Raw genomic sequence first — 24474 nt, forward strand, 5'->3', positions numbered from 1 at the left:
CGCCCACGGACAACCGCAGGCAACAGCTAAGGAGATGTGTCGCGTGACCCCCCTCTTCCCGGCCCTGACCGACGCCCCGGCCGACCGGCCCGCCCTCCGGTTCGGCGAGCGCTCCCTGACCTACGCGCAGCTCGCCGCCGCGGCCGGAGCACTCACGGGCCGCATCGGCGAGGCCACGCGGGTCGCCGTATGGGCGACCCCCACCATGGAGACCGCCGTCGCCGTCGTCGCCGCACTGCTGGCCGGCGTCCCCGCCGTGCCGCTCAACCCGAAGTCGGGCGAGAAGGAACTCGGGCACATCCTGTCCGACAGCGCGCCCGAGCTGGTGCTCACGGCACCGGACGACCAACTCCCCGCCCCCGTTCGGGACCTGCCCCGCCTCGACATCGACGTGCACGGCACCGGGCCGGTCCCCGTGGACCAGGCCGACGAGTCCGCCCCGGCCCTGATCGTCTACACCTCCGGCACCACCGGCCCGCCCAAGGGGGCCGTCATCCCGCGCCGGGCGATCGCCTCGACCCTGGACGCACTGGCCGACGCGTGGCAGTGGACCGGCGACGACGTCCTGGTCCACGGACTGCCGCTGTTCCATGTGCACGGCCTGGTCCTGGGCACTCTCGGCCCGCTGCGGCGCGGCGGCTCGGTGCGGCACCTGGGCCGCTTCAGCACGCAGGGCGTCGCCCGGGAGCTGAACGCCGGGGCGACCATGCTGTTCGGCGTGCCGACGATGTACCACCGGATCGCGGAGGCGGTGACGAGCGACCCTGAGCTGGTGAAGGCGCTGACCGGGGCGCGGCTGCTGGTGTCCGGTTCCGCCGCGCTGCCCGTGCACGACCACGGGCGGATCGCGACGGCGACCGGGCGGCGGGTGATCGAGCGGTACGGCATGACGGAGACGCTGATGAACACCAGCGTCCGTGCCGACGGCGAGGCCCGCCCGGGCACGGTCGGCGTGCCGCTGCCGGGCGTGGAGCTGCGGCTGGTCGAGGAGGACGGCTCGGAGGTCGGCGCGTACGACGGTGAGACGGTCGGCGAGATCCAGGTGCGCGGCCCGAACCTGTTCACCGAGTATCTGAACCGGCCCGACGCCACCGCCGCCGCCTTCACCGCCGACGGCTGGTTCCGCACCGGTGACATGGCGGTGCGCGACCCCGACGGCTATGTCCGGATCGTCGGCCGCAAGGCCACCGACCTGATCAAGAGCGGCGGTTACAAGATCGGGGCGGGGGAGATCGAGAACGCCCTCCTGGAACACCCGGGGGTGCGGGAGGCCGCCGTCACCGGGGAGCCGGACGCCGACCTGGGCGAGCGGATCGTGGCGTGGATCGTCCCTGCGGAGCCCGGGTCCCCGCCGTCACTCGACGAGTTGGCGGATCACGTGGCCAAGCGGCTCGCCCCGCACAAGCGCCCCCGGGTCGTCCACCACCTCGACGCCCTGCCCCGCAACGACATGGGGAAGATCATGAAGCGGGCGCTGCCCCATGACTGAGCGCACCCCAGCGGCTGAGCGCCTCTCCGCCCGCGCGGTCGCCGACGCCATCGCCGACGACGCCACGTTCGCCGAACTGCCCGCCGTCATACGGGACTCGAAACCCGACGGCCCGCTCGGCTGGCCCGGCTACGACGCCCTGCGTGCCCGGGCCGCCGAACGCACCGGCGAGCAGGAGTCCGTGGTCTGCGGCACCGCCCGCGTCGGCGGTACCCGGGCCGTGCTGATCGCCTTCGAGTTCGGCTTCCTCGGCGGCTCGCTCGGCGAACGCACCGGCGACCGGCTGGAGGCGGCGTACACCTACGCCCGTGAGCACCGCCTCCCGGTCGTGCCGCTGATCGCCACCGGCGGCAGCCGGATGCAGGAGGGCATGCTCGCCCTGACCCAGCTCCAGCGCGTGGCCCGGCAGTCGGCGCTCACCAGAGAGGCGGGTCTCGCCCAGATCACCGTGGTGCGCGATCCGACGACCGGGGGCGGCTGGGCCACCCTGGGCGCGGGCGCCGACGTGGTCCTCGCGCTGCCCGGGGCCCAGGTCGGCTTCGCCGGCTCCCGGGTGCGGCCGGCGGACGCTGCCCCGGCGGCGTACACGGCCGAGGCGCAGGTCGCGGCGGGCGCGGCGGACGCGGTCGTAGGGCCGGAGGAGCTGCGCGAGACGCTGGGCCGGTGGCTGCGGCTGCTGACGTGCCCGTCCGGCACACCGGCCCCGCCGCCCGAGCCGCTCGGCGACGACGCGGGTCTGCCCGCCACCGGCTGGGACGCAGTCCGGCGCGCCCGCTCACCCCGACGCCCGCGCGCCGCCGCCTACTTGGACGCCTACTTCTCCGACCGGGCCGCGATCAGCGGCGACCGCTGCGGCGGCACGGACCCCGGCGGCATGCTGTGCGGCTTCGGCACGCACGAGGGCCGGACGGTCGCCTACGCCGCGCAGACCGGGACCGCGACCCGCCCCGCCGGTTACCGCACCGCCGCCCGTCTGATCCGCCTCGCGGACCGGCTGGGCATCCCGGTGCTGACCCTCGTGGACACCCCGGGAGCCGCCAACGACGCGGCGGCGGAGCGGCAGGGCGCGGGCGCCGCGATCGCGGACCTGTTCGGCGCGGTGGCGGGCGCCCGCACCCCGGTGACGACGCTGGTGATCGGCGAGGGCGGCTCCGGCGGCGCGCTGGCGCTGGCCGCGCCCGGCAACACCTGGGCCACCCCGGACAGTTACTTCTCGGTGATCGCGCCGGAGCTCGCGGCGGCCATCCTCAAGCGGCCGCCGCGCGAGGTGGAGGCGACGGCGGACCGGCTCCGCATCCGGCCGCAGGATCTGGTGGAGCTGGGGGTGATCCGGGGGACCGTGGGTCCGTGAGAGTCCGGTGGATGCCTCCCGCAACATCAAGTACCTTCCGTAACAATGAAAATGCTCAGTGCAGTGGAACGACGGGGGTGCCGTGGACGGGTTGGTCGAATTCAGGACCGGTGACGGTGCCGTGGTCGCGGTCGAGGCGGTGGAGGAGCGGTCCGGCTCCCGCCTGGTCTCCCGGGGCGACGGCACGGTCCAGGCGACCCGCACCTTCGAGGGCGCCCTGGAGGGAGTGCGCTCGGCGGCGGAGTCCGCGCTGCGGGTGTTCCGGGAGGGCTCGCTGAAGCCCGACGGCGTGGAGATCGAGTTCGGGGTCAAACTGTCCGCGGAGACGGGCGCGTTCATCGCCAAGGGCACCGCCGAGGGCCACCTGGTGGTCAAACTGACCTGGTCCCCGGCCGGTCCGGAGACCAGCCCCGCCTCATGAACAGCGCCGAGTGGCACGCCCGGGTCGAGTTACGGGGCCGGGTGGCCGGAGCGGGTTTCCTGGTCGCGCCCGGCACGGTGCTGACGTGCGCCCACGTCGTGGGGGACGGCGAGGGCCTGACCGTGACGTTCACGGAGCGGCCCGGCTCCCCGCCCGTGCCCGCCCGGGTGGTCGCCCACGGCGGCTGGTCCGGCTCCAGCACCGACGTCGGGGACCTCGCCGTGCTGGAACTCGACGAGGAGGTGCCCGTCGCCCCGGCCGCGCTGGCCCCGGTCGACGCCGCGCACGGCACAGCGCCGCGCAAGCTCGTCGTCTACGGCTTCCCGGCCGGCTTCGACGAGGGCACCCTCGCCGAATACCGCGTCACCGCACCCCAGTTGATCAAGCAGGAGTGGCTCCAGCTGGAGGCCTGGCACCCGGGCGGCCAGCCCCTGGCCCCCGGCTTCAGCGGGGCCGCCGTCACCCTGGCCGACACCGGCGAGGTCGTCGGCATGGTCACGGCGGCGGCCGGCACCCGGGAGGTCCGCACCGGCCGGATGATGCCCACCCAGGTCATGGCCCGCTACTGGCCCGCACTCCAGAGCCTGGTCCCCACCTCGGACCACACCACCGCCGACCGGGCCCGGCTGCGCGCCCTGGTCGAGAAGGCGGCCCGCGCGGGCGTGGAGTGCGACCCGGTCCGGCTCTACACCGCGGCGGCCGACCCGTTCGATCCGCCGCCGCCCGCGGAGGGGTTCGACTCGCTGTGGTCGGCGGCCCTGTTCGTGCTGTGCGAACTCGACGGCCCGAGCGCCGCCCGCACGGTGTCCCGGTTCGCCGACCGGCTCCAGGACCTGCTGCACACCCCGGCCGTGGAGCCGTCGGCGCCCGACTGGTCACCCATCCTGGTCGAACTCGGGCACAGCGGCGCGGGCGACGACCTGGTCCGCGTCGAGGTGTCCGCGTACAGCGAGGGGCGGCGGCACCCGGTGGACTCGGGCACGGTCGAGCAGCACCGGCTGGGCGCGTACGTGCAGGACCGTATCGAGGCGGCCTTCCGGTATCTGACGCCCGGCGCCGACGAGTTGGTCGCCTTCGCGCTGCCCCGGGACTGGCTGGACTGGCCCGTCGACCGCTGGGAGAGCGCCCCCGACGACGCCACCCCGCTCGGCTGCGTCTATCCGCTGGTCGTCACCGACCACGCCCGGCTCAAGGCCAGCACCCGGCACGTGCTGACCCGTACCTGGAAGCGCCTCGACGCCCTGCCGGGCGCGCGGATGCACCGCGTGGAGTGCGGCGGCCCGGAGGAGCCCGGGCGGCTGCGGCTGCGGCTGCGGCAGCCCGACGCCTGCCTCGCCGGGTTCGGCACCGCCCCGGCCGCCTCCCGCACCCGGCCGCACTTCGACACCTCGCTCACGGCGCCGGCCCCGGTGATCGTGTGGTCGCGCGACGGCTGCGGCTCGGGGCAGGAGGACTGTTCCGGAGCGGACGGCTGCACCGGCAAGGCCTTCCTCGACGCGCTCGACGCCTGCCTCAAGGCCGTACCGCCCGCCGAACTCCCGCGCCGGATCCTGGCCCTGCGCGAGGAGGCCGATGCCGAGGAGGACCACTGGGCCCACGGCATCCAGCTGCTCTGGGACGACCCGCGCGTCTTCACCGACCCGCACGCCGTGGCCGCCGCCCACGCCCGGACCCCCGTGGCCTGACCCACCGCGGGCCCGGCCCGGCGCACCTGAGAACCACCAGCTCGAAACGGAGAGCGGAGAACATCCCCCATGCCGCACTGGTCCGTCTACACCGGCGAGAACGAGCCGCACGACGGCATCGACCACCTCCCCGCCCCACCGCCCTGGCGTGCCTTCGACGGCGGGCCCGCCGTGCCGCCGCCCCTCGACAGCGACGACGCGACGGCCGTCTCCCCCGACCGCGTGCACCGGGCGAAGTCGTACGTGGCCACCCCGGAGAGCGTCCGGCTCGTCAACGCCGCGCTGTGCCTGCGCCGCCCCCTGCTCGTCACGGGCCCGCCCGGCACCGGGAAGTCCTCACTCGCGTACGCGGTGGCGCGCGAGCTGCGCCTCGGACCGGTCCTGCGCTGGAACATCACCAGCCGCAGCACCCTCGCCGACGGCCTCTACCAGTACGACCCGCTGTCCCGGCTGTACGCGGCCCGGGAGCGGCAGGGCGGGCCCGGCGGTGCCGCCGGCGACGTCGAGGACCACCTGCGCCTCGGCCCGCTCGGCACCGCCCTGCTCCCCTACGAGCGGCCCCGCGCCCTGCTCGTCGACGAGATCGACAAGAGCGACCTCGATCTGCCGAACGACCTGCTGAACGTCCTGGAGGAGGGCCAGTACGAGATCCCGGAACTGGTCCGGGCCGCCCGCCACTCGGGCGATGGCACGGCCGACGTCCTCGCGGACGGCACGGACACCCCGGTCACCGTGCACCGCGGGCGGGTCCGCTGCCGGGCCTTCCCGTTCGTCGTGCTGACCAGCAACGGCGAACGCGAGTTCCCGCCCGCCTTCCTGCGCCGCTGCGTCCGGCTGAAGCTGCGCCGCCCCGACCGGGAGCAGCTCACCGACATCGTCCGCGCCCACCTCGACACCCCGGACGGTCACGCGGACCGTCTGATCACCCGCTTCCTGGAGCGGGCCGGCGGCGGCGAACTCGCCACCGACCAGCTGCTGAACGCCCTCTACCTCACGGGAGTCGCGGGCCTCGACGCCGAGTCCCGCGACGACCTCGCCGAGCAGCTGATGCCGTACCTCAGCGCGACGGCCGACGGCGATGGTCTCTGACCACGGCCCCGGGCCGTCCCCGGTCGCCCGGCTGGCCGCGGCCCTGTCCGCGGCCGGCGCGTCGCCGACGCCGCGAGAGCTGGCCGAACTGCTGTGGATGGCCGCCCTGTTGGACCCGGACCGGCAGGAGGAGGAGCCGCTGCCGGAACCCGGCGACGGCCACGCCCCCTCGTCCGTCACGCCCGCACCCGAGGCAGGCGCCCCCCAGCAGGCGGAAATCCCCGAGAAGGCAGACACCCCCGCCCCCGCACCCCCGCAACCGGCGCCGGAGCCGGTCCGCCCCACCCCCGACCGCGTCCCGCTGACCCTGCCGGCCCCGCGCTCCCCGCACCACCGGCACGACTCCCCGCCCGGCGGCGGATCCCCCCTCCTCGCCCCCGCGCCCCCGATGCTGCCCCACCCCCTCGCGCTCCAGCGCGCCCTGCGCCCGCTCAAGCGCAAGGTGCCCTCCCCGCACACCCGGGTGCTGGACGAGCGGGCGACGGCCGACCGCATCGCCCGGCTCGGCGCCCACCCCGACGTGTGGTTCCCGGTCCTGCGCCCGGCCCCCGACCGCTGGCTGCGCCTGAACCTCGTGCACGACACCGGCCCCACCATGCCGGTCTGGCGCCCCCTGGTGAGCGAACTGCACTCCGCCCTCGCCCAGTCGGGCCTCTTCCGAACGGTCACCCTGCACCCGGCGACCCCGGACGGCCGGGCCCGCCACGTCCCCGTCCTCGACGACGGCCGCACCGTCACGCTCGTCGTCAGCGACTGCATGGGCCCGCAGTGGCGTCCGGGCGAGGCGGGCGAGCGCTGGTACCGCACGCTGCGCCACTGGGCCCGCCACCTGCCGCTCGCCGTGGTGCAGCCCCTTCCGGAACACCTCTGGCCCACCACCGCGCTCCCCGCCGAGCCGGGCCTGCTCACCTCCCCCTCCACGGCGGCACCTTCGGCGACCCTCGCCTTCACCCCCTACGAAGCCGCACCACCCCCCGACCAGGCCCTCCCCCTACCGGTCCTGGAACCGGGCGCCCCCTGGCTCGCGCACTGGGCGGCCCTGGTCGCAGGCCCGGGCGGGGCCCGCACGCCGGGCGCGGCCGCCTGGCTGCCGCCCTCCCCCGCCCCGCCCGCCGAACCGACCCCCGACATCGCCTCGTCCTCCCCGGAGGAGCTGGTCCTGCGCTTTCGCGCGACCGCGTCCCCGGAGGCCTTCCGCCTCGCCGGGCACCTCGCCCTGGCGGTCCCCTCGGTGCCGGTGATGCGCCTGGTCCAGCGCACCGTGGACCGCGACCCGCGCCCCCAGCACCTGGCCGAGGTGATCCTCAGCGGCATGCTCGCCTCCGTCCCCGGCCCACCCGGCTCCTACGAGTTCCGGCCCGGCGTACGGGAGTTGCTGCTGCGCTCCCTCCCCCGCACGGCCCGGGGCCGCACCCGCGAGTTCCTCGCACAGGTCGGAGGACTGATCGACGAACGGGCCGGGCTCGCGGCCGGCGATTTCCGGGCCGAGACGACCGGCGAACGCGACGGTTCGGGCACGGCGTTCGCGACGGTGAGCGAGGAGACCGTACGCCGGCTGGGCCACCGCGCCCGCCCCACGATCCTCTTCGAGGCCGACGACCTCACCGGCCACCCCGAGGCCCGTATCACCCTCGAACACGCGGTGCACGAGATGCTCTCCCGCGGCGCCCTCACCGCTTCCGGGTTCGACGTCCGGGTCCGCGGCAACGGCTACGTCGTCCACACCGAACCCGGCACCTATGTGCTCCCGGTGCTGGTCGCGGTCCTGCGCGGGCTGCCCGAGGTGCTCACCGGGCTGGTGGACCCGCCGCGTCTGACCGTGACGTTCTGGGACCGGCCCACCCCGCCGCCGGAGGAGGAACCGCACACCTCCGCCGACATCCAGGTGGTCGTCTCCCCGGAGGTGTACGAGCAGTTCGCCGGCAGCTCGGCGGCGCAGGGGCCGCAGCGCTTCCAGCCCCTCTACCGGGGCGGCGCCCCGGACACCCCGCCCGTCGCCTGGTACTGCCCGCTGTCCCCTGCCACGGCCGCCCCCGACCCCGAGGCCCGCGACCTGGTGCGGGGCCCGTTCATCACGCGCGACCTGCGCCGGCTCGGGATACCGGCCCCGGGCCGCACGGCCGTCGTCCACACCCGGCCCGACGGCCCGCTCACCCTCCTCAACCCCGCCCAGCCGCACGGCGACGGGCCGCCGCGGCTCGTGACGTACTACGAGGTGGACCTCACCACCCACCACTCCCACCACCAGGTCTCCCTGCCGAGTTCCGGCAAGGGCGCCTTCACCGCCGCGGTCGAACTGTCCTGGCAGGTGGACGACCCGGTCGCCTTCGTGCGCGCCGAGGTGCCCCGGGTGTCCGAGCCGCTGCTCGGCCGTCTGCTGGAGGAGGCGGCCCGTATCACCCGCCGCCATCCACTGCGCCGGGCGGGCGCGGCCCAGCGTGCGGTCAACGCCGGGCTGCGCAGGTGGCCGGTGCCGGGGCTGTCGGTGGCGGCCTCGGTGCGGCTCGCCCCGGAGGGAGCGGCACTGCCCGGACCGCAGGGCCCGGCCCCGTCGCCGGACCGCCCGCTGCCCGGCCTCCTCGGCGACGCCGAGACCGTGCTGTTCGGCTTCGACGGACCCGTTGCCCGGCTGTTCTCGGCGAGCACCGCGCGCGAGGCCGTACTGGATCTGCTCGCCCTCGTCGCCGAGCACCGCGGCCCTCGGGACACCGGGGCCGGAGCGGGGCAGGAGGCGTTCGCGCATCCACTGGACGTCCTGCGGGCCTTCGCGCAGGACCGGCTCGGTCCGCTGCTGCGGGAACGCCTCGACGACCTCGAACTCCAGGCCGTGCCGCACGCGCCGGCGACACACAACTTCGCGCCCCTGCTCCGCACCCTGCACGCCTCCGGCCGCCGCGTCTGCGTGGTCACGGATGCCTGCGCCGAGGCCGCCCACCGCTACCTGAGGCCCTACGGCACGCTCCCCCTGGCCGGCGTTCACGGCCGTGCCGAGGATCTCGCTCTCCTCACGCCGCACCCGGACTGCCTACTGCGCGCCCTGGACTCCGGCGCCGGGACCGCCACCACGGGCCTGGTCATCGGCTCCACGGTCGCCGAGCTCGCCGCCGCCCAGCGGGCCGGGCTGCGCTTCGTCGGCCTCGCCCGCAACGCCACCACCGACCGGCAGCTCCGCGAGGCCGGCTGCGAAACCACCGTCACTTCCCTGACACCGCTCCTGGAGGCCGCACGGTCCCTGTAGTCCGGTGGGGCCGAACCCCCCGTTCGGCGGCACCCCGCCCGGCCCCCTCAGAAAGGCGCCCCGGGCCCTTCCCGCGCAGGATGCGAGGGAGGCCCGCCGCCCGGCGGCCCCACGTCTGCGAGGCCCGCCACCTGGCGGCTTCCCACGGTCTGTGCTCTCGGGAGGACCTGCCATGACCGCCAGTCTGGAGCAGTTGCGCCGCTGCCACTTCGCCGTCGACCTGGGGGCGGCCCGCACCCGGGTCTACGTCAAGGGCGCCGGGCTCGTCGTCGACCAGCCGTCCGCCGCCGCTGTGAACACCCGCACCGGCGCGCTGATCGCGGTCGGCGAGCTCGCGGAGAAGATGACGGGCCGCACACCGGACTACATCCGGGTGGCACGGCCGGTCTCCGGCGGCACCGTCGTCGACATCGAGATGGCGCAGCGCATGCTGCGGCACCTGCTCGGCGACAAGATGCGCCGCAGCCTGCGCCGCAAGCCGATCCTGCGCGCCGCGGCCTGCACCCCGCACGACGCCGACCCGCTCGCCCAGCGCGCCGCCATCGAGACGCTGGTCGGCCTCGGGGCCCGCCGCGTGGAACTGGTCGACACGCTGATCGCCGCCGCCGTCGGCTGCGGACTGCCCGTGGAGCAGCCCGAGGCCACGATGATCATGGTGTGCGGGGCGGCGGCGACGCAGGTGGCCGTGCTGTCCCTCGGCTCGATCGTCACCGCCGAGCGCATCCCGGTGGGCGGCGAGGCCGTCGACCAGGCGATCGTGCAGCACCTGCGGCACCGGCACGAGCTGATGCTGCCCAGCCAGTCGGTACGGCCGCTGCAGCTCGCCCTGTCCGGCAACGGTCTCACCCCGCAGGGCCCGGCCTCGACGGAGATCCACGGGCGGGACGTCGCCACGGGCCTCGCCCGTTCCGTCCAGGTGGACACGGCCGCCGTCCGGGACGCCATCCAGACGCCGCTGACCGCCATCCTCGACGGCATCGGCGCGGTGCTGCGGTCCTGCCCGCCCGACCTGGTCGCCGACCTCGTCGACCGGGGGATCATGATGGTCGGCGGCAGTGCGCTGCTGCCGGGCCTGGACCAGATGCTGCGTCAGGCGACCGGTATGCCCGTGCACATCGCCGAGCGCCCGGACGTGTGCGCCGTGCAGGGCCTCGGCGCGATGATGGAGGGCAGGATCGCACCGCTGGCGCTGGATCCGCTGGGGTCCTGAGCCACCGGGCCCCGAGACCCTGGGGCCCTCAGCGGGCGAACCAGCAGCGCACGGTCGTCCCGCTGTCCCCCCTGTGCACCCGCACCAGGTCGGCGATGAGATTCACCAGCAGCAGCCCGCGCCCGCCGCGCTGGTCGCGGGGCACTGGCCGGCGCCCGGCCAGCGGGTCCGTGAGCCGCCCTTCGTCGCGCACCTCGCAGACCACGTACCCGTCCTCGGTCCACACCCGCAGCACCCCGCGGCCGCCGCCGTGCACCACGCTGTTGGTCGTGAGCTCGGCCACGGCGAGGGCCAGGTCGTCCAGCTTGACGCCGGTGAGGCCGAGCCGCGCGCCCTCCCCGACGGCCACGTGCCGGGCCTGGGAGAGCGAGCCGGAGTCGAAGGCGAACGTCAGCGCGTCCGGCACGGGCGGCAGCGCCTCGTTGTAGCGGTCGACGACGTCCCCGGGCGCGTACGCGTCGCTGCCCTGCTCCAGCCGGGAGCCGGAGGGGATGACGGTCGGATGGGTGGCGTAGGCGTCGGCGAGGACGTGCTCGGGGAGCTGCTCGACGTCGTACGGACACAGGATGGTCGCCGTACGGCCCCGGAAGGCCGCGTTGATGAGCGCCTCGTGCTGGACGCACGCGGGGTACTCGGTGTCGGAGCGCCCCGCCCAGATGGGCTCGCCGATGATCCGCACCCGGCGTCCGGGCGGCTGGGCGTCGGCGAACGCGCGTAGCACACCGGGGATGATCCGCCCGGGGTTGCGGCCGGCCTCGCGCATGTCGAGGAGCCGCACCGACTCGGCGGCCTCGCCCAACGCGTCCCGGATCAGCGCGAGGTTCTTGCCCGGCACCGCGACGGCCACGGGTTCGCCGGCCGCCAGGCCCTCGCGCACGAAGGGCACGGTGACGTCGAGGTACTCCGCCTCGTCGCGGTAGAAGAGCGCGGGATGGACGAAGGGTTCGAGAGGACCGAAGGGTTCGGCCACGGGAGCGGTCACGACACCGACACCTCGATCCCCGCGTGGTCGGGCCACAGCAGGTCCAGCGTCCGCCGCAGGGCGGGCGGTGGCCGTCGCACCACGAACCGCCGGCCGTCCCCGAGCTGCCCGGCGGCCGTCGCGAGCGCACCCGCGCCCGCGACGTCGACGAACGTCACGTCGGACAACTCCAGGTAGTACACGTCCTCATCCTCGCGAACGGCCTGCTCCAGTACGCCTTCCCAGATCGCACGTGTCGTCAGGACGACCTCGCCCGCCGCCCGGACACCCTGCCGCCCGGACAACGGGAACACAGCCAGGCCCGGCACGGGATCACTGGACCCGGCCGCCGGCACCCGATACTGAGTGTTCAAGCCCCTCTCCCCACGCTTGTGGACCACAGCGCTCGTACCCGCCCGGGAGAAGCTCATTCCCCGCTGTGGTGTGTAGTACGCCGTACGGCGGGCAGGCGCACCTCACACCGACGTCCACGGGGGCGAGTGACGTCGTGCGGTTCCGCGAGGAGGAACACGACCGAAGAGGACCGAAGAGGCGGTGACATGACGTCTGCGGCATCAGCACATCGCACAGGAGGGTTGAACACACTGGTCATCAGTGGCCGCGTGGACGCGGAACGGGCTGAGCTCACCCCGTGCGGTGAGCTGGTTCACGGCTGCGCGGAAACACTGGCCAGGACCCTGACCGAACTGCCGCCCACCATCACGCGGGTGGACCTGGACATGGGGGGCGTGCACTTCATGGACACGGCGGGTCTGCAGTTCCTCGACGTGCTGGGCGACTTCGCCCGGCAGCGATTCGTGACGGTCACGACCACGAACTGGAACGGCCAGCCGCGCCGGATCCTGGAACTGGCGGGCCTGGACACGACCGACCCGCTGCGCGCCACGCCCCACCCCGGCCCGGAGCCGGGCCGGCCGTCCGCCCCGGCCCCGTCCGCGGTCGCCCTGGAACGCTCGGAGCGCCTGCACGTCCTCCAGGAGGAGGTCCAGCAGCTCCGCCAGGCCATCGCCTCCCGCCCGGTCATCGACCAGGCCCGGGGCATCCTCATGGCCACCCACGGCTGCACGTCCGACGAGGCCTGGCACATCCTCCGCGAGACCTCCCAGCTCTCCAACACCAAGCTCCGCGACGTGGCCGCCGCCGTGACGGCCAGCACGAAGCCCGACGGTCCCCGCCCGTCCCCCGCCCTCCGTGAGGCCTTGCAGCGAGCCATCACCCGTCGCGGCCGGACCTGACCCCGGCCCGAGGAACCCACCCCCGGCCGCCGCCCCGGTACGCCGCCGGCCGGGCCGCCCGCCGCTGCCACGGTGCTTCGCAGCCCGTCGGGGTACCCGGCCCGGAGCGGAGCACGCGGCAGCTCCGGTCCCACCGGCACGGGAAGGAGGCACCCGATGAGCGACCACACCCCGTCCCAGGCAGAGGGCGACCGCGACGACCAGCAGGACACGCCCGACCGCACCGCGCCACCGCACCCCACGCCGTCCCAGGCGGAGGGCGACCGCGACGACACCGACACCGAGGACGACGGCACCGGCTCCTGACGGCACCCCGACCCACATGCACCAGCCCGGCCGCACGTCGCACAACCTGGACGTGCCGTCCTCGTTGTGTGCGGTGTGCCTCGCGCGAACACACGACCGGAAGACCGACGAGCGACCTCCGCACGGGCGGTGATCGGCGACGATCCGGCGCTGCGGGCCGCCTACGGGCTGTGCCGGCACCGGACCAGGGAGCAGGACCCGGCGGAGTACGCGCTGATCCAGCTGGTGCCCGCGGCGCTGCGGCCGGCCTGCTGGGCCCTGTGGGCGGCGGCCAACGCGCTCGACGACCTGGGCGACGACCGCACCGCGCCCGCCGCCGAACGGGCCGCCCGGGTCGAGGAGTGGATCACCGCCCTGCACCGCGAACTGCCCGCCGGCACCAGCCCGGACCCGGTCCGCCACGCCTTGGTCGACACCGCCGCGCGCTGGCGCCTGGACCTGTCCGAGCTGCACGGCGCCATGGTCCAGGTCCAGGACGACACCCGCGGCAGGCACTTCACCGACTGGGCCGCGTGGCGCGGCTGGGGCCGGGACAACCTGCTGCCCTGGTTCGGCCAGGTCCGCACCCTCTTCGACCGGGCGGGCGTCCCCGTGGCGCTACGGCTGGACTGCCGGGAGACCTACGAGGAGTTCCTCGACGGCGTCCGGCTCACGGACATCCTCACCGACCTGTCCGCCGACCTCGCCCAGGGCGACCTCCTCCTGCCCGACGAGGCCGTGCGGCCCTGTCCGGGAGCCGCGGACGACCTGGCGCACCGGCGCTGGAGCCCCGCCGTCGCCGCCCTGGTCACGCAGCTGACCGGCCTGGCCCGCCAGTGGGTGACCCAGGACGGCCTCGGCCGCGGCATGCACCCCGGGCCCGCCACCGTCGTGCACACCATGGCCGCCCTGCTCCACGCCCAGCTCGACGCGATCGACTCCGCCGGCCCGGCCCTCCTGCGGCGCCCGCCCCGGCCCGCGCTCCGCACCCGGGTCCGCATCCTCGCCCCCGCCCGGGCCCGCGCCGCGCTGGCCTGGGGTCTGACTCCGCTGACGGTGCCGCCCGCCCGGCCGGCCGGGCCCGGCAGCCCGCCCGCGGCCGGCCGGGCGGCACACACCCGGAGCTTCCGGCCCCCGCCACCGCACCCGGGCGGCCACCGGCCCCCGCACATCCCGCCGGACCGCCTCCCCGCCCACGTCGCCGTGATCATGGACGGCAACGGCCGCTGGGCCCAGCAGCGCGGCCTGCCCCGGCACGCGGGACACCGGGCCGGCGCCGCCGCCGTCCGCGAGGTGGTGCACGGCGCCCTGGACATCGGGCTGCGGCACCTGACGCTCTACACCTTCTCCACCGAGAACTGGCACCGCGATCCGCGGGAGGTCGACGCGATCCTGGACCTCCTGCGCCGCGAGGTCGTCGACGACCCCTTCCGCGATCTCGACGTCCGGCTGCGCTGGCACGGCCGCACCGGCCGCCTGCCGCCGGACCTGGCGGACCTGCTCCACCTGAGGGAGCGCGGCACCCGCACGCGCACCGGCCTGACGCTGACGATGTGCATCGACTACGGCGGCCGCGACGAGCTCACCCGCGCCGCCGCGGCCCTCGCCCGCAGGGCCCGGGCCGGCCGGCTGGATCCCGACCTGATCGGCGAGGAGGACTTCGCGCGGCACCTGCCCCACCCGGACATGCCGGACGTCGACCTGCTCTGGCGTACCGGCAACGAGCAGCGCACCTCCAACTTCCTGCCCTGGCACACCGCCTACGCCGAGCTGCACTTCACGCCGGACCTCTGGCCCGACACCGACCGCCGCCACCTGTGGCAGGCGATCACCACGTACACCCACCGCCAGCGCCGCCTCGGCACCGCCCCGACGTCGACGCCCTGACCCGAACACCGACGAGGACCACCCCCAGCCCCGAAGTGGCGGCACCACCAGGTCAGTCGCAGCAGGCGCCGGCCGGGGCGCAGCCGCAGGCGTCCTCGGCTCCGGCCGGATCGCCGCCGGCCTTCAGCGTGCTCAGCCCGGCCGGCGCGCAGCAGCCGTCTCCGCGCCACGCCTCCCGGCCCTCCTTCACGGCGATCCCCGCTATCACCAGAGCGGCCATGGGATCCGCCCACGACCAGCCGAACGCCGCGTTGGCGAGCAGTCCCACCAGCAGGACCGCCGACAGATAGGTGCACAGCAGCGTCTGCTTGGAGTCCGCCACGGCCGACGCCGACCCGAGCTCCCGCCCGGCCCGTCGCTGCGCGGCGGAAAGGAACGGCATGACCGCCAGGGACACGGCGGCCAGCACGATGCCGGTCACCGACGCCCCGGCTTCCCCGCTGCCCGCCAGGGACCGGACCGCGTCCACTGCCACGAAGGCGGCGAGCGTGAAGAACGACACGGCTATGACCCGCAGCGCCTTCCTCTCCCGCGCCTCGCGCACGGCGTGCTCGCGGGCCGAGAACTGCCAGGCCACCGCGGCCGCCGACGAGACCTCGATCACCGAGTCCAGACCGAAGCCGATCAGCGCGGAGGACGACGCGACCGACCCCGCCGTGATGGCGACGACGGCTTCGATCACGTTGTAGGTGATCGTCGCCGCCACCAGGAGCCGTATGCGTCGCGCCAGGACCTCCCGGCGCGCAGGGGCCGGGCCGAGGGAAACCTCCGCGGTCATCAACAGCAGCCCTTCTCCTCGGCGTCCGGGCACGTGCTGTCCTCGGCGACAGCCACGACGGCCGTGCGCAAGTCGTCCAGCGCGTGACCCAGACGGGGATCGGCGAGCTCGTAGCGCGTACGACGGCCCTCGGGAACGGCGACGACCAGTCCGCAGTCACGCAGACAGGCCAGGTGGTTGGACAGACGCGTGCGGGAGATACCGATGGCTTCGGCCAGATCGGACGGGTAGGCCGGAGCCGCACGCAGGACGAGCAGCAAACGGCAGCGGATCGGATCGGCGAGCGCGCGACCGAACCGCGCCAGCACCTGGATGTCGGACGCGAGGTTCAGCACGCGCACGACGATACACAAATCTCTGAATTCAGGAAAGCTTGAACTGAGCCCCAGCTGAGTCGGCGCCGGCGTCCTAGAGCGCGTCCACGGCGCTCACCTTCCAGCCCTCGGCGGTGCGGGTGAGCGTCATCCGCACCCGGTTCAGATCCACGCGGGACCCCCTGACCTGGGTGCTCGTGGTGACCTGGTTGACGAACAGCAGGACCACGGCCTTGTCCGGTCCGGCCGACACGACGGACGCCGCGGGCCGGCCACCGCCTGCGGGTGCCGCCACCGTCGCCTTCACCACGCCGTGGTACTTCCTGGCAGTCGGTCCGACGACCGTCTTCGTGGTCCTGCGGTACTCGTCGCGAAAGGTGCCGGTCAGACGGGTGCGGGCCTGGGCGAAGTCCCGGTCGAGATGCCGGTAGTCGTACGACAGGACGACGGGAGCCGCCTTCCGCGCGGCCGCGAGCGCCTCTCGCCGCGCCTGTTCCGCGCGCAACCCCTCCCGGTACTGCCACCCGAGCACGGCGATGGCGACCAGACCTGCCACGAGCACGGCGCAGAGCGCCATGGAGAGCGGCCGTCGCCAGGGCCGTACGGACGCGCTCTTTTCCGGCACCTCCTCGGACTCGGACACCTGGTCCGGCTCCGGGGCCGGCTCCGGCGGGTCGTCCCAGCCGCCCGCAGCCTCGATCACCAATGTGCGCCCGGAGTACCGCTCCTCACCCCCTGGACGTGCCTCGTCCGCGGGGTGCTCCGCGCGTTCGGTGCGCTTGGCCGCCGCGCGGGCGGCCGCGGTCATGGTGCGGCGGGCGGGGGAGCCGACGCCCCGGCCTCGCGAGGTCGTGTTCGCCACGGTCTTCGTCCTCAACTCTCGTGCCTGCTGTTCGTACGGGAGGCCGGTCGTCAGCCCACGAACTCGACGTCGGACGTCAGCCACCGGCCGCCCTCGAGTACGAGGTCGAGCTGGAGCCGGTACGTGCGTGCCTCTCCGTCGGGCACGGCGGTGTTGGTCACCTTGCTGTCGGCGACGACCAGGACCCGGGCGGACCGGGCGTCGGACCGCACGATGCCCGCTTCGAGGACCTGCCCCTCGGACACGGACTTGTTCTCGGCGACCAGTTCGGTCAACTGCTCGGTCTGCGCGGTGAACTGCTTCTTGAAGTCGCCGGTGGCGCTCTTGAGCACGTTCCCGCTGTCCCGCTGGTAGTGGCGGTAGTCGAGCGAGGTGAAGTTCAGCGCCGACTGGCGGGCCGCCGCCAGGACGTCCTGCCGCCGCTGCTCTGCCGCGCGCTGTCCGGTCAGCCCCACGGCGAGCCAGATCGACAGCGCGGTCGTCAGGACGGTCGCGACGACGAGTCCGACGGTCAGCGCCCTGCGGGGCCCCCGCTTCCTGCCGTCGGCCTTCATGCCATCGGTCTCGGCGTTCATGCCATCGGGCCGACGAGTAGCCATTGCCACGACTCCTTTCCGAAGACGGTCTGTTCGCCACCCGTCGAGCCGATCTCGACGGGTGTCCCGTCCGGGCCGGTGGCGGTGCCGGTGTCCGGGTCGTACGGGGTGACGTACGCGGCCCGGTCGGCGCCGTACGAACCCGCCGACGCGCCGGGGGCGTTCTGCGCGCCGCGCACCGAGGTGTCGCTGCCGCGCGGTGCCGTGCAGTGCGCGTCGGTGTTCGCCGGGCGGGTGCTGGTGTCGGCGGGGTCGCGGCGCCGCGTCCCGCCGTAACCCTGGGTGCACGCCGGCGGGTCGTCGGCGCCGAGGACGAGACCGAAGTGGGTGGTGCCGTCGCCCGGGACGACCGTGTAGCTGCCGGCGACGACGACCGGGAAGGTGACCAGGGCCTGTTCGACTCCGGGCAGCCGCGCCACGGTGACCTGGCCGCCGCTGATGAGGTTGGCCAGCAGGACCGGCAGATCCGGCCGGGTCGACTTCAGCAGGGAGTCGATCTCCTGCCCGGCGGGCACCGCGTTGCCGATCAGCCGGCGCAGGTCCCCGTCGCTCGACTTCAACTCGGCGGTGAGCGCCGCCAGGTCGCGGGAGAACGACTTGATGGCCGAACCCTGGTCGGACTGTGTCTTGAGCACCGTCCGTGAGTCCTCGATCAGCGAGACCGTCTCCGGGAGCGTGTCGGAGGCCTCCTCGACGAGTTCGTTCCCCGAGTCCACGAGCCGGCTCAGCCGTGGCCCGGTGCCGGCGAAGGCCTTGCCCAACTCGTCGACGGTGGTGCGCAGATCGTCCTTGCCGACCGAGTTGACCAGCCGGTCGAGGCTGACGACGAGGTCGGTGGTGGGCAGTGGCACGCGGGTGCGTGCGCGCGGTATCGGGCTGCCGTCGATCAGGTACGGGCCACCGGTCCGCCGCGGTTGCAGATCGACGTACTGCTCGCCCACCGCCGAACGGTTGGCGACCACCGCCAGGGTGTCGGCCGGTATACGGGGCGCGTCGTCCTCGATCTCCAGGGCCACCGACACCCCTGACCCGGACAGCCGCAGCTCGCCCACCCGGCCCACCGGCACCCCTCGGTAGGTGACCTCGGCGCCGGAGAAGATGCCCCCGGACGCGGCGAAGTCGGCCCGCACGGTGTAGCCCCGGTCGAGGACGTCGTCCACCAGGCCGGTGTACTCGGCGCCGACGTACGACACCCCGACGGCGGTGAGGGTGGCGAAGGCGAGCAGCTGGGCCTTGACCGTACGGGTGATCACGGCTGTATTCCCTTCAGCATGAGCTCGGCGAGCGCGAGGTCGATCCCCGCGGGGAGGCGCCCGGAGTCTCCTCGGGGGCCGTAGGCCGCGGTGCACACCGGCGGGCACAGCAGGTCGTCGCCGTCCGTGGGCGCCGAGGGTTCGACCGGAACTTCCGGGGTCTCGGGCAGCGGGGTGGGTTTCGGGAGGCCGGGCACGTCCGGGAGGTCCGGCACGTCCGGCAGGTCCGGGGTGTCGGGGCCGTCGTCCCCCTCACCGGAGCCGCCGCCGGGCTTGTCCGTGACGTTGCCGTAGATGCCCGCCAGGTCGAGGTCGGCGGTGACCGCGAGGTTGACGTAGTCGCCCTTGACAGCGTCGACCACATTGCGCGGAAACGGATAAGTGGTCAGCAGTTCAAGGGAGTTGGGCAGGTCGTCCCCCGCCTTGTTGAGCTGCTGCAGGATCGGCTTCAGCTGCTTGAGGTTGGCGACGGCGTCGTCCCGCGAGGCGTTCACGACCCGGGTGCCGGTCTTGCTCAGCTTCGACAGGGCGGTGAGCATCCGCGTCAGGTCGCGGCGCTGGTCGGCGAGGACCTTCAGCGCGGGCGGCAGCGTGTCGACGGCCTCGGCGATCGTCTTCTTCTCCGTCCTCAGCCGCTTGGCCAGCCGGTCGATGCCCTTGAGGGCGCGGACGATGTCCGCGCGCTGCCCGTCGAGGCCGCCGAGGAACGTGTCGAGTTCCGTGAGCAGGGACCTGACCCGGTTCTCGCGGCCCTCCAGGGCCTTGTTGAGCTCAACGGTGATCGTCTTGAGCTGGGCGACGCCGCCGCCGTTGAGGAGCGCGGACAGGGCGGACAACACCTCCTCGATCTCCGGGTTGCGGCCGCTGCGGGACAGCGGGACGCGATCGCCGTCGCGGAGCCGTCCGACGGGCGCGGTGCCGACCGGCGCGGACAGCGCCACGTACTTCTCGCCGAGCACGCTGGTCTGCCGGAGATCGGCGACCGCGTTGGCGGGCAGCTTCACCGAGTCGGCGACGCGCAGCCGCACCCGGGCGTGCCAGCCGTCCAGCTCCACCTTCTCGACCGCGCCCACGGTGACGTTGTTGACCTTGACCGCCGACTGCGGCACCAGGTCCAGTACGTCCCTGAACTCGACCGTGACGTGGTAGGCGCGGCCGTCCGCCGCCGCTCCGCCGGGGAGCTGGACGTCGTACCAGCCGTTGAACTGGCAGCCCGACAGCAGCAGCGAACCGGCGGCCGTCCACGCGGCCACGCCCGTCCTACGGGAGACACTCATGCGCGGGCCTCCAGGATTCCGCCGAGCGTCCGGTCGACCGTGCCCGTCACCGCGGGGGCCGTCGGCACCTCGGGCAGGGAGTCGAAGAGCTTCTTCAGCTCCGCGCAGTCGGGGTGCTTGCCGCCCTCGTCCCCGGTCGTCTTCAGCAGGGAGCACAGGAGGGACGCCGGGTCCTGCGGCCCCTCGGGGTTGTTGCGGGTGTCGAGGGTGCCGGCGGAGGCGTTGTAGGCGTTCTGCAGGTTCGACAGACCCGTGGGGGCGACCTCCAACAGCTCCTCCAGCGCGGCGCGTTGGGTGATGAGGACCTTGGTGACCCTGCTGAGGCCGCGCACGTTCGACGTCAGCGACTTCTTGTTCTCCTTCACGAACTGCGACACGTCGCCGAGTGCCGCACCCAGGTGCTTCAGCGCCGCCGCGAGGTCCTCGCGCTCTCCGGCGAGCTGCTCCGCCACCTTGGCGAGGCTGGTGTTGAACGACCGCACGCGTCGGTCGTCGGCTGCCAGCGCGGCCGTGAACACCTGGAGGTTCTGTACGGTGCCGAACAGGTCGCCCCGCCCGTCGGACAGCGTGGTGACGGCCTGCGAGAGGTCCTCGACGGTCTGGTTGAGGTTCTCGCCCTGGCCTTCGAGGTTGTCCGCGCTCACGCCCAGCAGCCGCGACAGGGAGCCGTCCTTGTTCGCCCCCTTCGGGCCGAGCGCCTCGGACGTGGTGTGCAGGCTGTCGAAGATCCGGTCCAGCTCGACGGGGACGGCCGTGCGGGACTCGGGAATGACGTCGCCGTCCCGCAGCACCGGGCCCTTCCGGTACACGGGCAGCAGTTGCACGTAACGGTCGCTGACCACCGAGGAGTTGATGATGGCGGCCTGCGCGTCGGCCGGCAGCTTGCGGCCCTCCTCGTACTCCAGCTCGACGCGCACCCGGTCGCCCTCCGGCGTGATCCGCTCGACCTCGCCGATGCGGATGCCGAGGACGCGGACGTCCGAGCCGGGGTAGATACCGACGGTGCGCGGGAAGTACGCCGTGACCCGGACGGTCCCGGGGCGGGGCCGGAGCACGACGGCGAGCGCGGCGACGACCACGAGCACGGTGAGCAGCACCAGGGTGCGCTGGGCGGACGAGCGCCTGGTCATCGTGAGCCTCCCGTACGTGGTGCCACCGGGGCGGCGACCAGGTTCTGAACGTAGGAGTCGAACCAGCGGCCGTTGCCGAGGGTGTTGGTGAAGACCCGGACGTAGGGCGCGAGCAGCTTGACGCTCCGGTCGAGGCTCGCCTGGTTGCGTTCGAGCATCCTGACGAAGGTGTTGAGGTTCTTGAGCGCGGGCCCGATCTCCTCGCGGTTGTCGTCGACCAGTCCGGACAGCTCGATGCCCAGCAGGGCGGTGCTCTTGAGCAGTCTGTGGATCGCCGTGCGCCGCTTGCTGATCTCCTTGAACAGCTTGTCGCCGTCCTTCACCAGCGCGGAGAAGTCCTTCGAGTGCTGGGCCAGCACCCCGGTGACTCCGTTCGCGTGGTCGAGGAGCTCGCGCAGCGCCTTGTCGCGCGAGGCCACCGTCCGGGAGATCCGTGACAGTCCCCTGATGGAGGCCCGGACCTCCGCGGGCGAGTCCTGGAAGGTGGTGGAGATCGTGTCCAGCGCCTTCGCGAGCCGCTCCGTGTCGACCTCCTCCGTCGTGGTGGTCAGGTCGCTGAACGCCTGTACGACGTCGTACGCCGACACCGTCCGCCGCAGCGGGATCTCGCTGCCCGGGTTCAGCCGGCCCGGCCCCTTCGGGTGCAGCGCCAGGTACTTCGCGCCGAGGATCGTCTTGACCCGGATCGACGCACCGGTCTCGGTGCCGAGGTCCGGGTCGTCCTTGACCTTGAAGGTCACCTTGACGTGGTCGCCGTCCAGATCGACGTCGTCGACCTTGCCGACCTTGACCCCGGCGATCCGCACCTCGTCGCCCGGCTTGAGGCCGCCCGCCTCCGAGAAGGCGGCGCTGTACGTCTCGCCGCCGCCGATCACCGGCAGGCTGTCGGCGTTGAACGCGGCCGCGGTCAGCAGCGCGAGGGTGGTGAGCCCGACCGCACCGACGACCACGGGGTTGCGGTCCCGGAACGGCTTCAGCCGCGGACCGCCCGCCTTCCGGCGCAGCCTGATCCTCGGCAGCTTCGGTGGCAGGACGCGCACCTTCACCAGGGGCTCGGGGCGGCGGCGCCGCGTCCTGCGCGCCGCGATGCGGATCCTCATGCGCCGCACCTCGCCCGCGCCACGTGGAACTCGGGGGTGAGCACCTGCTTCGTCTTCGGCAGCACGATCCGGCCGTCGAAGTCGCAGAGGTAGAAGTTGAACCACGAGCCGTAGGACGCCGTCCCCGTCAGCTCCGTGAGCTTGTTCGGCAGCCGCTTCAGCACGCCGTCCACAGTCCTCTCGTTCCTGTTCAGCGTTCCGGTGAGCTCGCCCAGCTCGGCGATGTCGTCCTTCAGCGGCGGGCGGACGTCGTGCAGGAGCCCCGACGTGGCCTCGGTGAGGTCGCCGATGCTCACCAGGGACTTCCCGATGGGCTTGCGGTCGGCGGACAGTCCGGAGATCACCCGCCGCAGCTGCTTCAGCAGTCCGGAGAAACGGCCACCGCGCTGGTCGAGCGTCTTCAGTACGGAGTTGAGGTTGTCGATCACGGAGCCGATCAGCTCGTCGCGGTCGGCGAGTGTCGTGGTGAGTGAGGCCGTGTGCGCGAGCAGGCTGTTCACCGTGCCGCCCTCGCCCTGCAGGGTTTTGATGATCTCGGTGGCGAGCTGGTTGACGTCGCTCGGGCTGAGCGCGGCGAACAGCGGCTTGAAGCCGTTCAGCAGCGCGTTGAGGTCCAGCGCGGGCTGGGTCCTGGACAGCGGGATGGTGCCGCCGGGCCGCAGCCGGGTGCCGTCGCCGGCGCCCTCCGTGAGCGCGATGTACCGCTGCCCGACCAGGTTCCGGTAGCGGACGACCGCGCCCGTACTGGTGAGCAGCGGGCGCTCCGCGGTGACCGTGAAGGTGACCTCGGCCAGTGTCCGGTCCTTGATCTGGATGCCCTCGACCTCGCCGACGCGCACCCCGGCCACGCGGATGTCGTCGCCCTCCTCCAGGCCGGTCACATCGCTGAACACCGCCCGGTAGGTGTCCTTCGCCGCGAAGGAGACGTTGACGATGGTGGCGGCGAGCAGAGCCGTCGCCAGGATCGTGGCCAGTGCGAAGAGGCCGAACTTGACCAGCGGGGCAGCGGTTTGACGGGCTCCTGTGGTCCTCATGCGACGCTCACCGCCGTTCCCCGGGCCAGCGGGCCGAACAACAGGGTCGCGACGGGCGGCACCTCATCCGCCGGTACGCCCATGACGGGGGCCACGAGCGAGCCCACGGCCCGCTGCTCGGCCGCGGTGGCGGACACGTCGACACCTCCGGGCAGGGCGCCGCCCGAACCACCGGGCGACGTGCCGTCGTTGAGCTTCGTGTGCGGTGCGGGCACCTGTGGACGTGGCAGATCCCGGCAGTTCGGCCCGGACCGCTCGGCGTAACGCGGCTCCTCGCCCGGCTCGTACGCGGCCTGCGGGCGTACGACTTCGAGGGTGATCCGCATCCGGCCGCCCCGGAACGCCTCCTCGGACGCCTTCTCCTGGCGGACCAGCCCTTCGAGGAGGCAGGGGTACTCGGGCGAGTAGCGGGCGAACAGCTGAAGGGTGGGGCGGGAGACCCGGCCCAGCGTGATCAGCCGGTCGCCGTTCGCGTCGAAGAAGTCCTCGCCGGTGCCCGAGACGGTCGCCGTGGTGCGGAGCGCGGCGGCCAGCCGGTCCTTCTTCTCGACGATCGTGCGGCTGGTGGTGACCGTGTTCCGCAGGATCCGCATCAGGTCGGGCGCGGCGTCCCCGTACACCTCGGCGACGTCGGCGAAGCGCGCGATGTCCTCCTTCAGGGACGGCAGATGCGGGTTGATGCGGCGCAGATAGCTCTCGACGCGGGTGAGGTTGTCGCCGATCCGGTCGCCGCGGCCCTCCAGCGCGGTGGCGAACGCCGAGAGTGTGGCGTTCAGTTCGGCCGGCTCGACCGTGCGCAGCAACGGCAGCAGGTCGTTCAGCAACTGCTGCAGTTCCATGCCCGCCTTCGTGCGGTCCTGGGTGATGACGTCCCCGGCGCGGATGGGCCGGGCCGAGGAACCGCGCGGGGCGACGAGGTCGACGTACTTCTCGCCGAACAGCGTCTTGGGCAGCAGCCGGGCGTGCACGTCCGACGGGATGAACGCGACGTACTCCGGCTTGAGCGCGATGTCGAGGGTCGCCTTCTCGCCGTCCGCGCGCACCGAGCGCACCTCGCCGACCAGCAGTCCGCGCAGCTTGACGTCGGCGCGCGGATCCAGCTGGTTGCCGAGGCTGCCGGCCTCCAGGGTGATGCGCACCACCGAGGTGAACGCCTGCTGGTAGACGGCCACGGCGAGCGACAGCAGCAGCGCGAGCACGGCCAGGAAGGCGACGCCGTACAGCCGGAGTCTCAGTACTCTCGTCCCTCTCATCGGCC

General features: G+C 73.7%; 22 protein-coding genes. 10 read left to right on the forward strand and 12 right to left on the reverse strand.

What is annotated here, in order from left to right:
* Positions 1–43 precede the first annotated feature (43 nt).
* The 7 genes from ACH4G3_RS07300 (at position 44) to ACH4G3_RS07330 (ending at position 10483) form a co-directional block, all read left to right on the forward strand.
* Positions 44–1489, forward strand: a complete 1446-nt coding sequence (locus tag ACH4G3_RS07300) for an acyl-CoA synthetase (RefSeq protein ID WP_397623568.1) — start codon at positions 44–46, stop codon at positions 1487–1489.
* A complete protein-coding gene (locus tag ACH4G3_RS07305) occupies positions 1482–2840 on the forward strand; it encodes a carboxyl transferase domain-containing protein (RefSeq protein ID WP_397623569.1) in 1359 nt (452 codons plus the stop codon). Before ACH4G3_RS07300 ends, ACH4G3_RS07305 begins: the two co-directional genes overlap by 8 nt.
* A gap of 82 nt (positions 2841–2922) precedes the next feature.
* Positions 2923–3261, forward strand: coding sequence for a CU044_2847 family protein (locus ACH4G3_RS07310; protein WP_397624086.1), 339 nt, complete (start codon positions 2923–2925; stop codon positions 3259–3261).
* Entirely contained in the window at positions 3258–4946 is a 1689-nt protein-coding gene (locus ACH4G3_RS07315) for a VMAP-C domain-containing protein (protein ID WP_397623570.1), read from the forward strand. Before ACH4G3_RS07310 ends, ACH4G3_RS07315 begins: the two co-directional genes overlap by 4 nt.
* Before the next feature lie 69 nt (positions 4947–5015).
* Positions 5016–6035, forward strand: coding sequence for an AAA family ATPase (locus tag ACH4G3_RS07320; protein ID WP_397623571.1), 1020 nt, complete (start codon positions 5016–5018; stop codon positions 6033–6035).
* Positions 6025–9273, forward strand: coding sequence for an SAV_2336 N-terminal domain-related protein (locus ACH4G3_RS07325; protein WP_397623572.1), 3249 nt, complete (start codon positions 6025–6027; stop codon positions 9271–9273). Before ACH4G3_RS07320 ends, ACH4G3_RS07325 begins: the two co-directional genes overlap by 11 nt.
* A gap of 172 nt (positions 9274–9445) precedes the next feature.
* Positions 9446–10483, forward strand: coding sequence for a rod shape-determining protein (locus ACH4G3_RS07330; RefSeq protein WP_397623573.1), 1038 nt, complete (start codon positions 9446–9448; stop codon positions 10481–10483).
* Between the two features lie 28 nt (positions 10484–10511).
* Here the strand turns inward: ACH4G3_RS07330 and ACH4G3_RS07335 are convergent, their stop codons facing one another.
* Together ACH4G3_RS07335 and ACH4G3_RS07340 are read right to left on the reverse strand one after the other, a co-directional pair.
* Positions 10512–11465, reverse strand: coding sequence for an anti-sigma factor RsbA family regulatory protein (locus ACH4G3_RS07335; RefSeq protein ID WP_397623574.1), 954 nt, complete (start codon positions 11463–11465; stop codon positions 10512–10514).
* Complete coding sequence (locus ACH4G3_RS07340; protein WP_354735508.1) at positions 11462–11818, reverse strand: STAS domain-containing protein; 357 nt, start codon at positions 11816–11818, stop codon at positions 11462–11464. The genes ACH4G3_RS07335 and ACH4G3_RS07340 overlap by 4 nt, the downstream gene beginning before the upstream one ends.
* A 186-nt stretch (positions 11819–12004) precedes the next feature.
* Between ACH4G3_RS07340 and ACH4G3_RS07345 the strand changes: the two genes are divergently transcribed.
* The 3 genes from ACH4G3_RS07345 (at position 12005) to uppS (ending at position 14872) form a co-directional block, all read left to right on the forward strand.
* Positions 12005–12700: an ANTAR domain-containing protein gene (locus ACH4G3_RS07345; protein WP_397623575.1), complete on the forward strand. Its 696-nt coding sequence runs from the start codon at positions 12005–12007 to the stop codon at positions 12698–12700.
* A 156-nt stretch (positions 12701–12856) separates the two neighbouring features.
* Positions 12857–13006 (forward strand): hypothetical protein, encoded by a 150-nt coding sequence (locus tag ACH4G3_RS07350; RefSeq protein WP_397623576.1) that lies wholly within the window; start codon positions 12857–12859, stop codon positions 13004–13006.
* Between the two features lie 129 nt (positions 13007–13135).
* Positions 13136–14872: a polyprenyl diphosphate synthase gene (gene uppS / locus ACH4G3_RS07355; RefSeq protein WP_397623577.1), complete on the forward strand. Its 1737-nt coding sequence runs from the start codon at positions 13136–13138 to the stop codon at positions 14870–14872.
* Between the two features lie 52 nt (positions 14873–14924).
* On the opposite strand, the gene ACH4G3_RS07360 is transcribed toward uppS, so the two are convergent.
* The 10 genes from ACH4G3_RS07360 to ACH4G3_RS07405 form a co-directional block, all read right to left on the reverse strand.
* On the reverse strand, positions 14925–15650 hold the full coding sequence (locus ACH4G3_RS07360) for a cation efflux transmembrane domain-containing protein (protein WP_397623578.1): 726 nt from the start codon (positions 15648–15650) through the stop codon (positions 14925–14927).
* A complete protein-coding gene (locus ACH4G3_RS07365) occupies positions 15650–15985 on the reverse strand; it encodes an ArsR/SmtB family transcription factor (RefSeq protein ID WP_397623579.1) in 336 nt (111 codons plus the stop codon). The genes ACH4G3_RS07360 and ACH4G3_RS07365 overlap by 1 nt, the downstream gene beginning before the upstream one ends.
* 73 nt (positions 15986–16058) lie before the next feature.
* The gene (locus tag ACH4G3_RS07370; protein WP_397623580.1) at positions 16059–16826 is read right to left on the reverse strand and encodes a hypothetical protein; all 768 of its coding nucleotides are present in this window, start codon (positions 16824–16826) and stop codon (positions 16059–16061) included.
* Positions 16827–16876: 50 nt separating this feature from the next.
* The gene (locus ACH4G3_RS07375; RefSeq protein ID WP_397623581.1) at positions 16877–17425 is read right to left on the reverse strand and encodes a hypothetical protein; all 549 of its coding nucleotides are present in this window, start codon (positions 17423–17425) and stop codon (positions 16877–16879) included.
* Positions 17398–18675 carry an MCE family protein gene (locus tag ACH4G3_RS07380; protein ID WP_397623582.1) on the reverse strand — a complete coding sequence of 426 codons (1278 nt, stop codon included), beginning with the start codon at positions 18673–18675 and terminating at the stop codon, positions 17398–17400. The genes ACH4G3_RS07375 and ACH4G3_RS07380 overlap by 28 nt, the downstream gene beginning before the upstream one ends.
* On the reverse strand, positions 18672–19952 hold the full coding sequence (locus ACH4G3_RS07385) for an MCE family protein (RefSeq protein WP_397623583.1): 1281 nt from the start codon (positions 19950–19952) through the stop codon (positions 18672–18674). Before ACH4G3_RS07385 ends, ACH4G3_RS07380 begins: the two co-directional genes overlap by 4 nt.
* Positions 19949–21082, reverse strand: coding sequence for an MCE family protein (locus ACH4G3_RS07390; protein ID WP_397623584.1), 1134 nt, complete (start codon positions 21080–21082; stop codon positions 19949–19951). The genes ACH4G3_RS07385 and ACH4G3_RS07390 overlap by 4 nt, the downstream gene beginning before the upstream one ends.
* A complete protein-coding gene (locus ACH4G3_RS07395; RefSeq protein WP_397623585.1) occupies positions 21079–22182 on the reverse strand; it encodes an MCE family protein in 1104 nt (367 codons plus the stop codon). Before ACH4G3_RS07395 ends, ACH4G3_RS07390 begins: the two co-directional genes overlap by 4 nt.
* Positions 22179–23216 (reverse strand): MCE family protein, encoded by a 1038-nt coding sequence (locus ACH4G3_RS07400; protein ID WP_397623586.1) that lies wholly within the window; start codon positions 23214–23216, stop codon positions 22179–22181. The genes ACH4G3_RS07395 and ACH4G3_RS07400 overlap by 4 nt, the downstream gene beginning before the upstream one ends.
* Entirely contained in the window at positions 23213–24469 is a 1257-nt protein-coding gene (locus tag ACH4G3_RS07405; protein WP_397623587.1) for an MCE family protein, read from the reverse strand. Before ACH4G3_RS07405 ends, ACH4G3_RS07400 begins: the two co-directional genes overlap by 4 nt.
* Between the last annotated feature and the right edge of the window lie 5 nt (positions 24470–24474).

This window comes from Streptomyces afghaniensis, from assembly GCF_044327915.1.
Classification (GTDB): Bacteria; Actinomycetota; Actinomycetes; order Streptomycetales; family Streptomycetaceae; genus Streptomyces; species Streptomyces afghaniensis.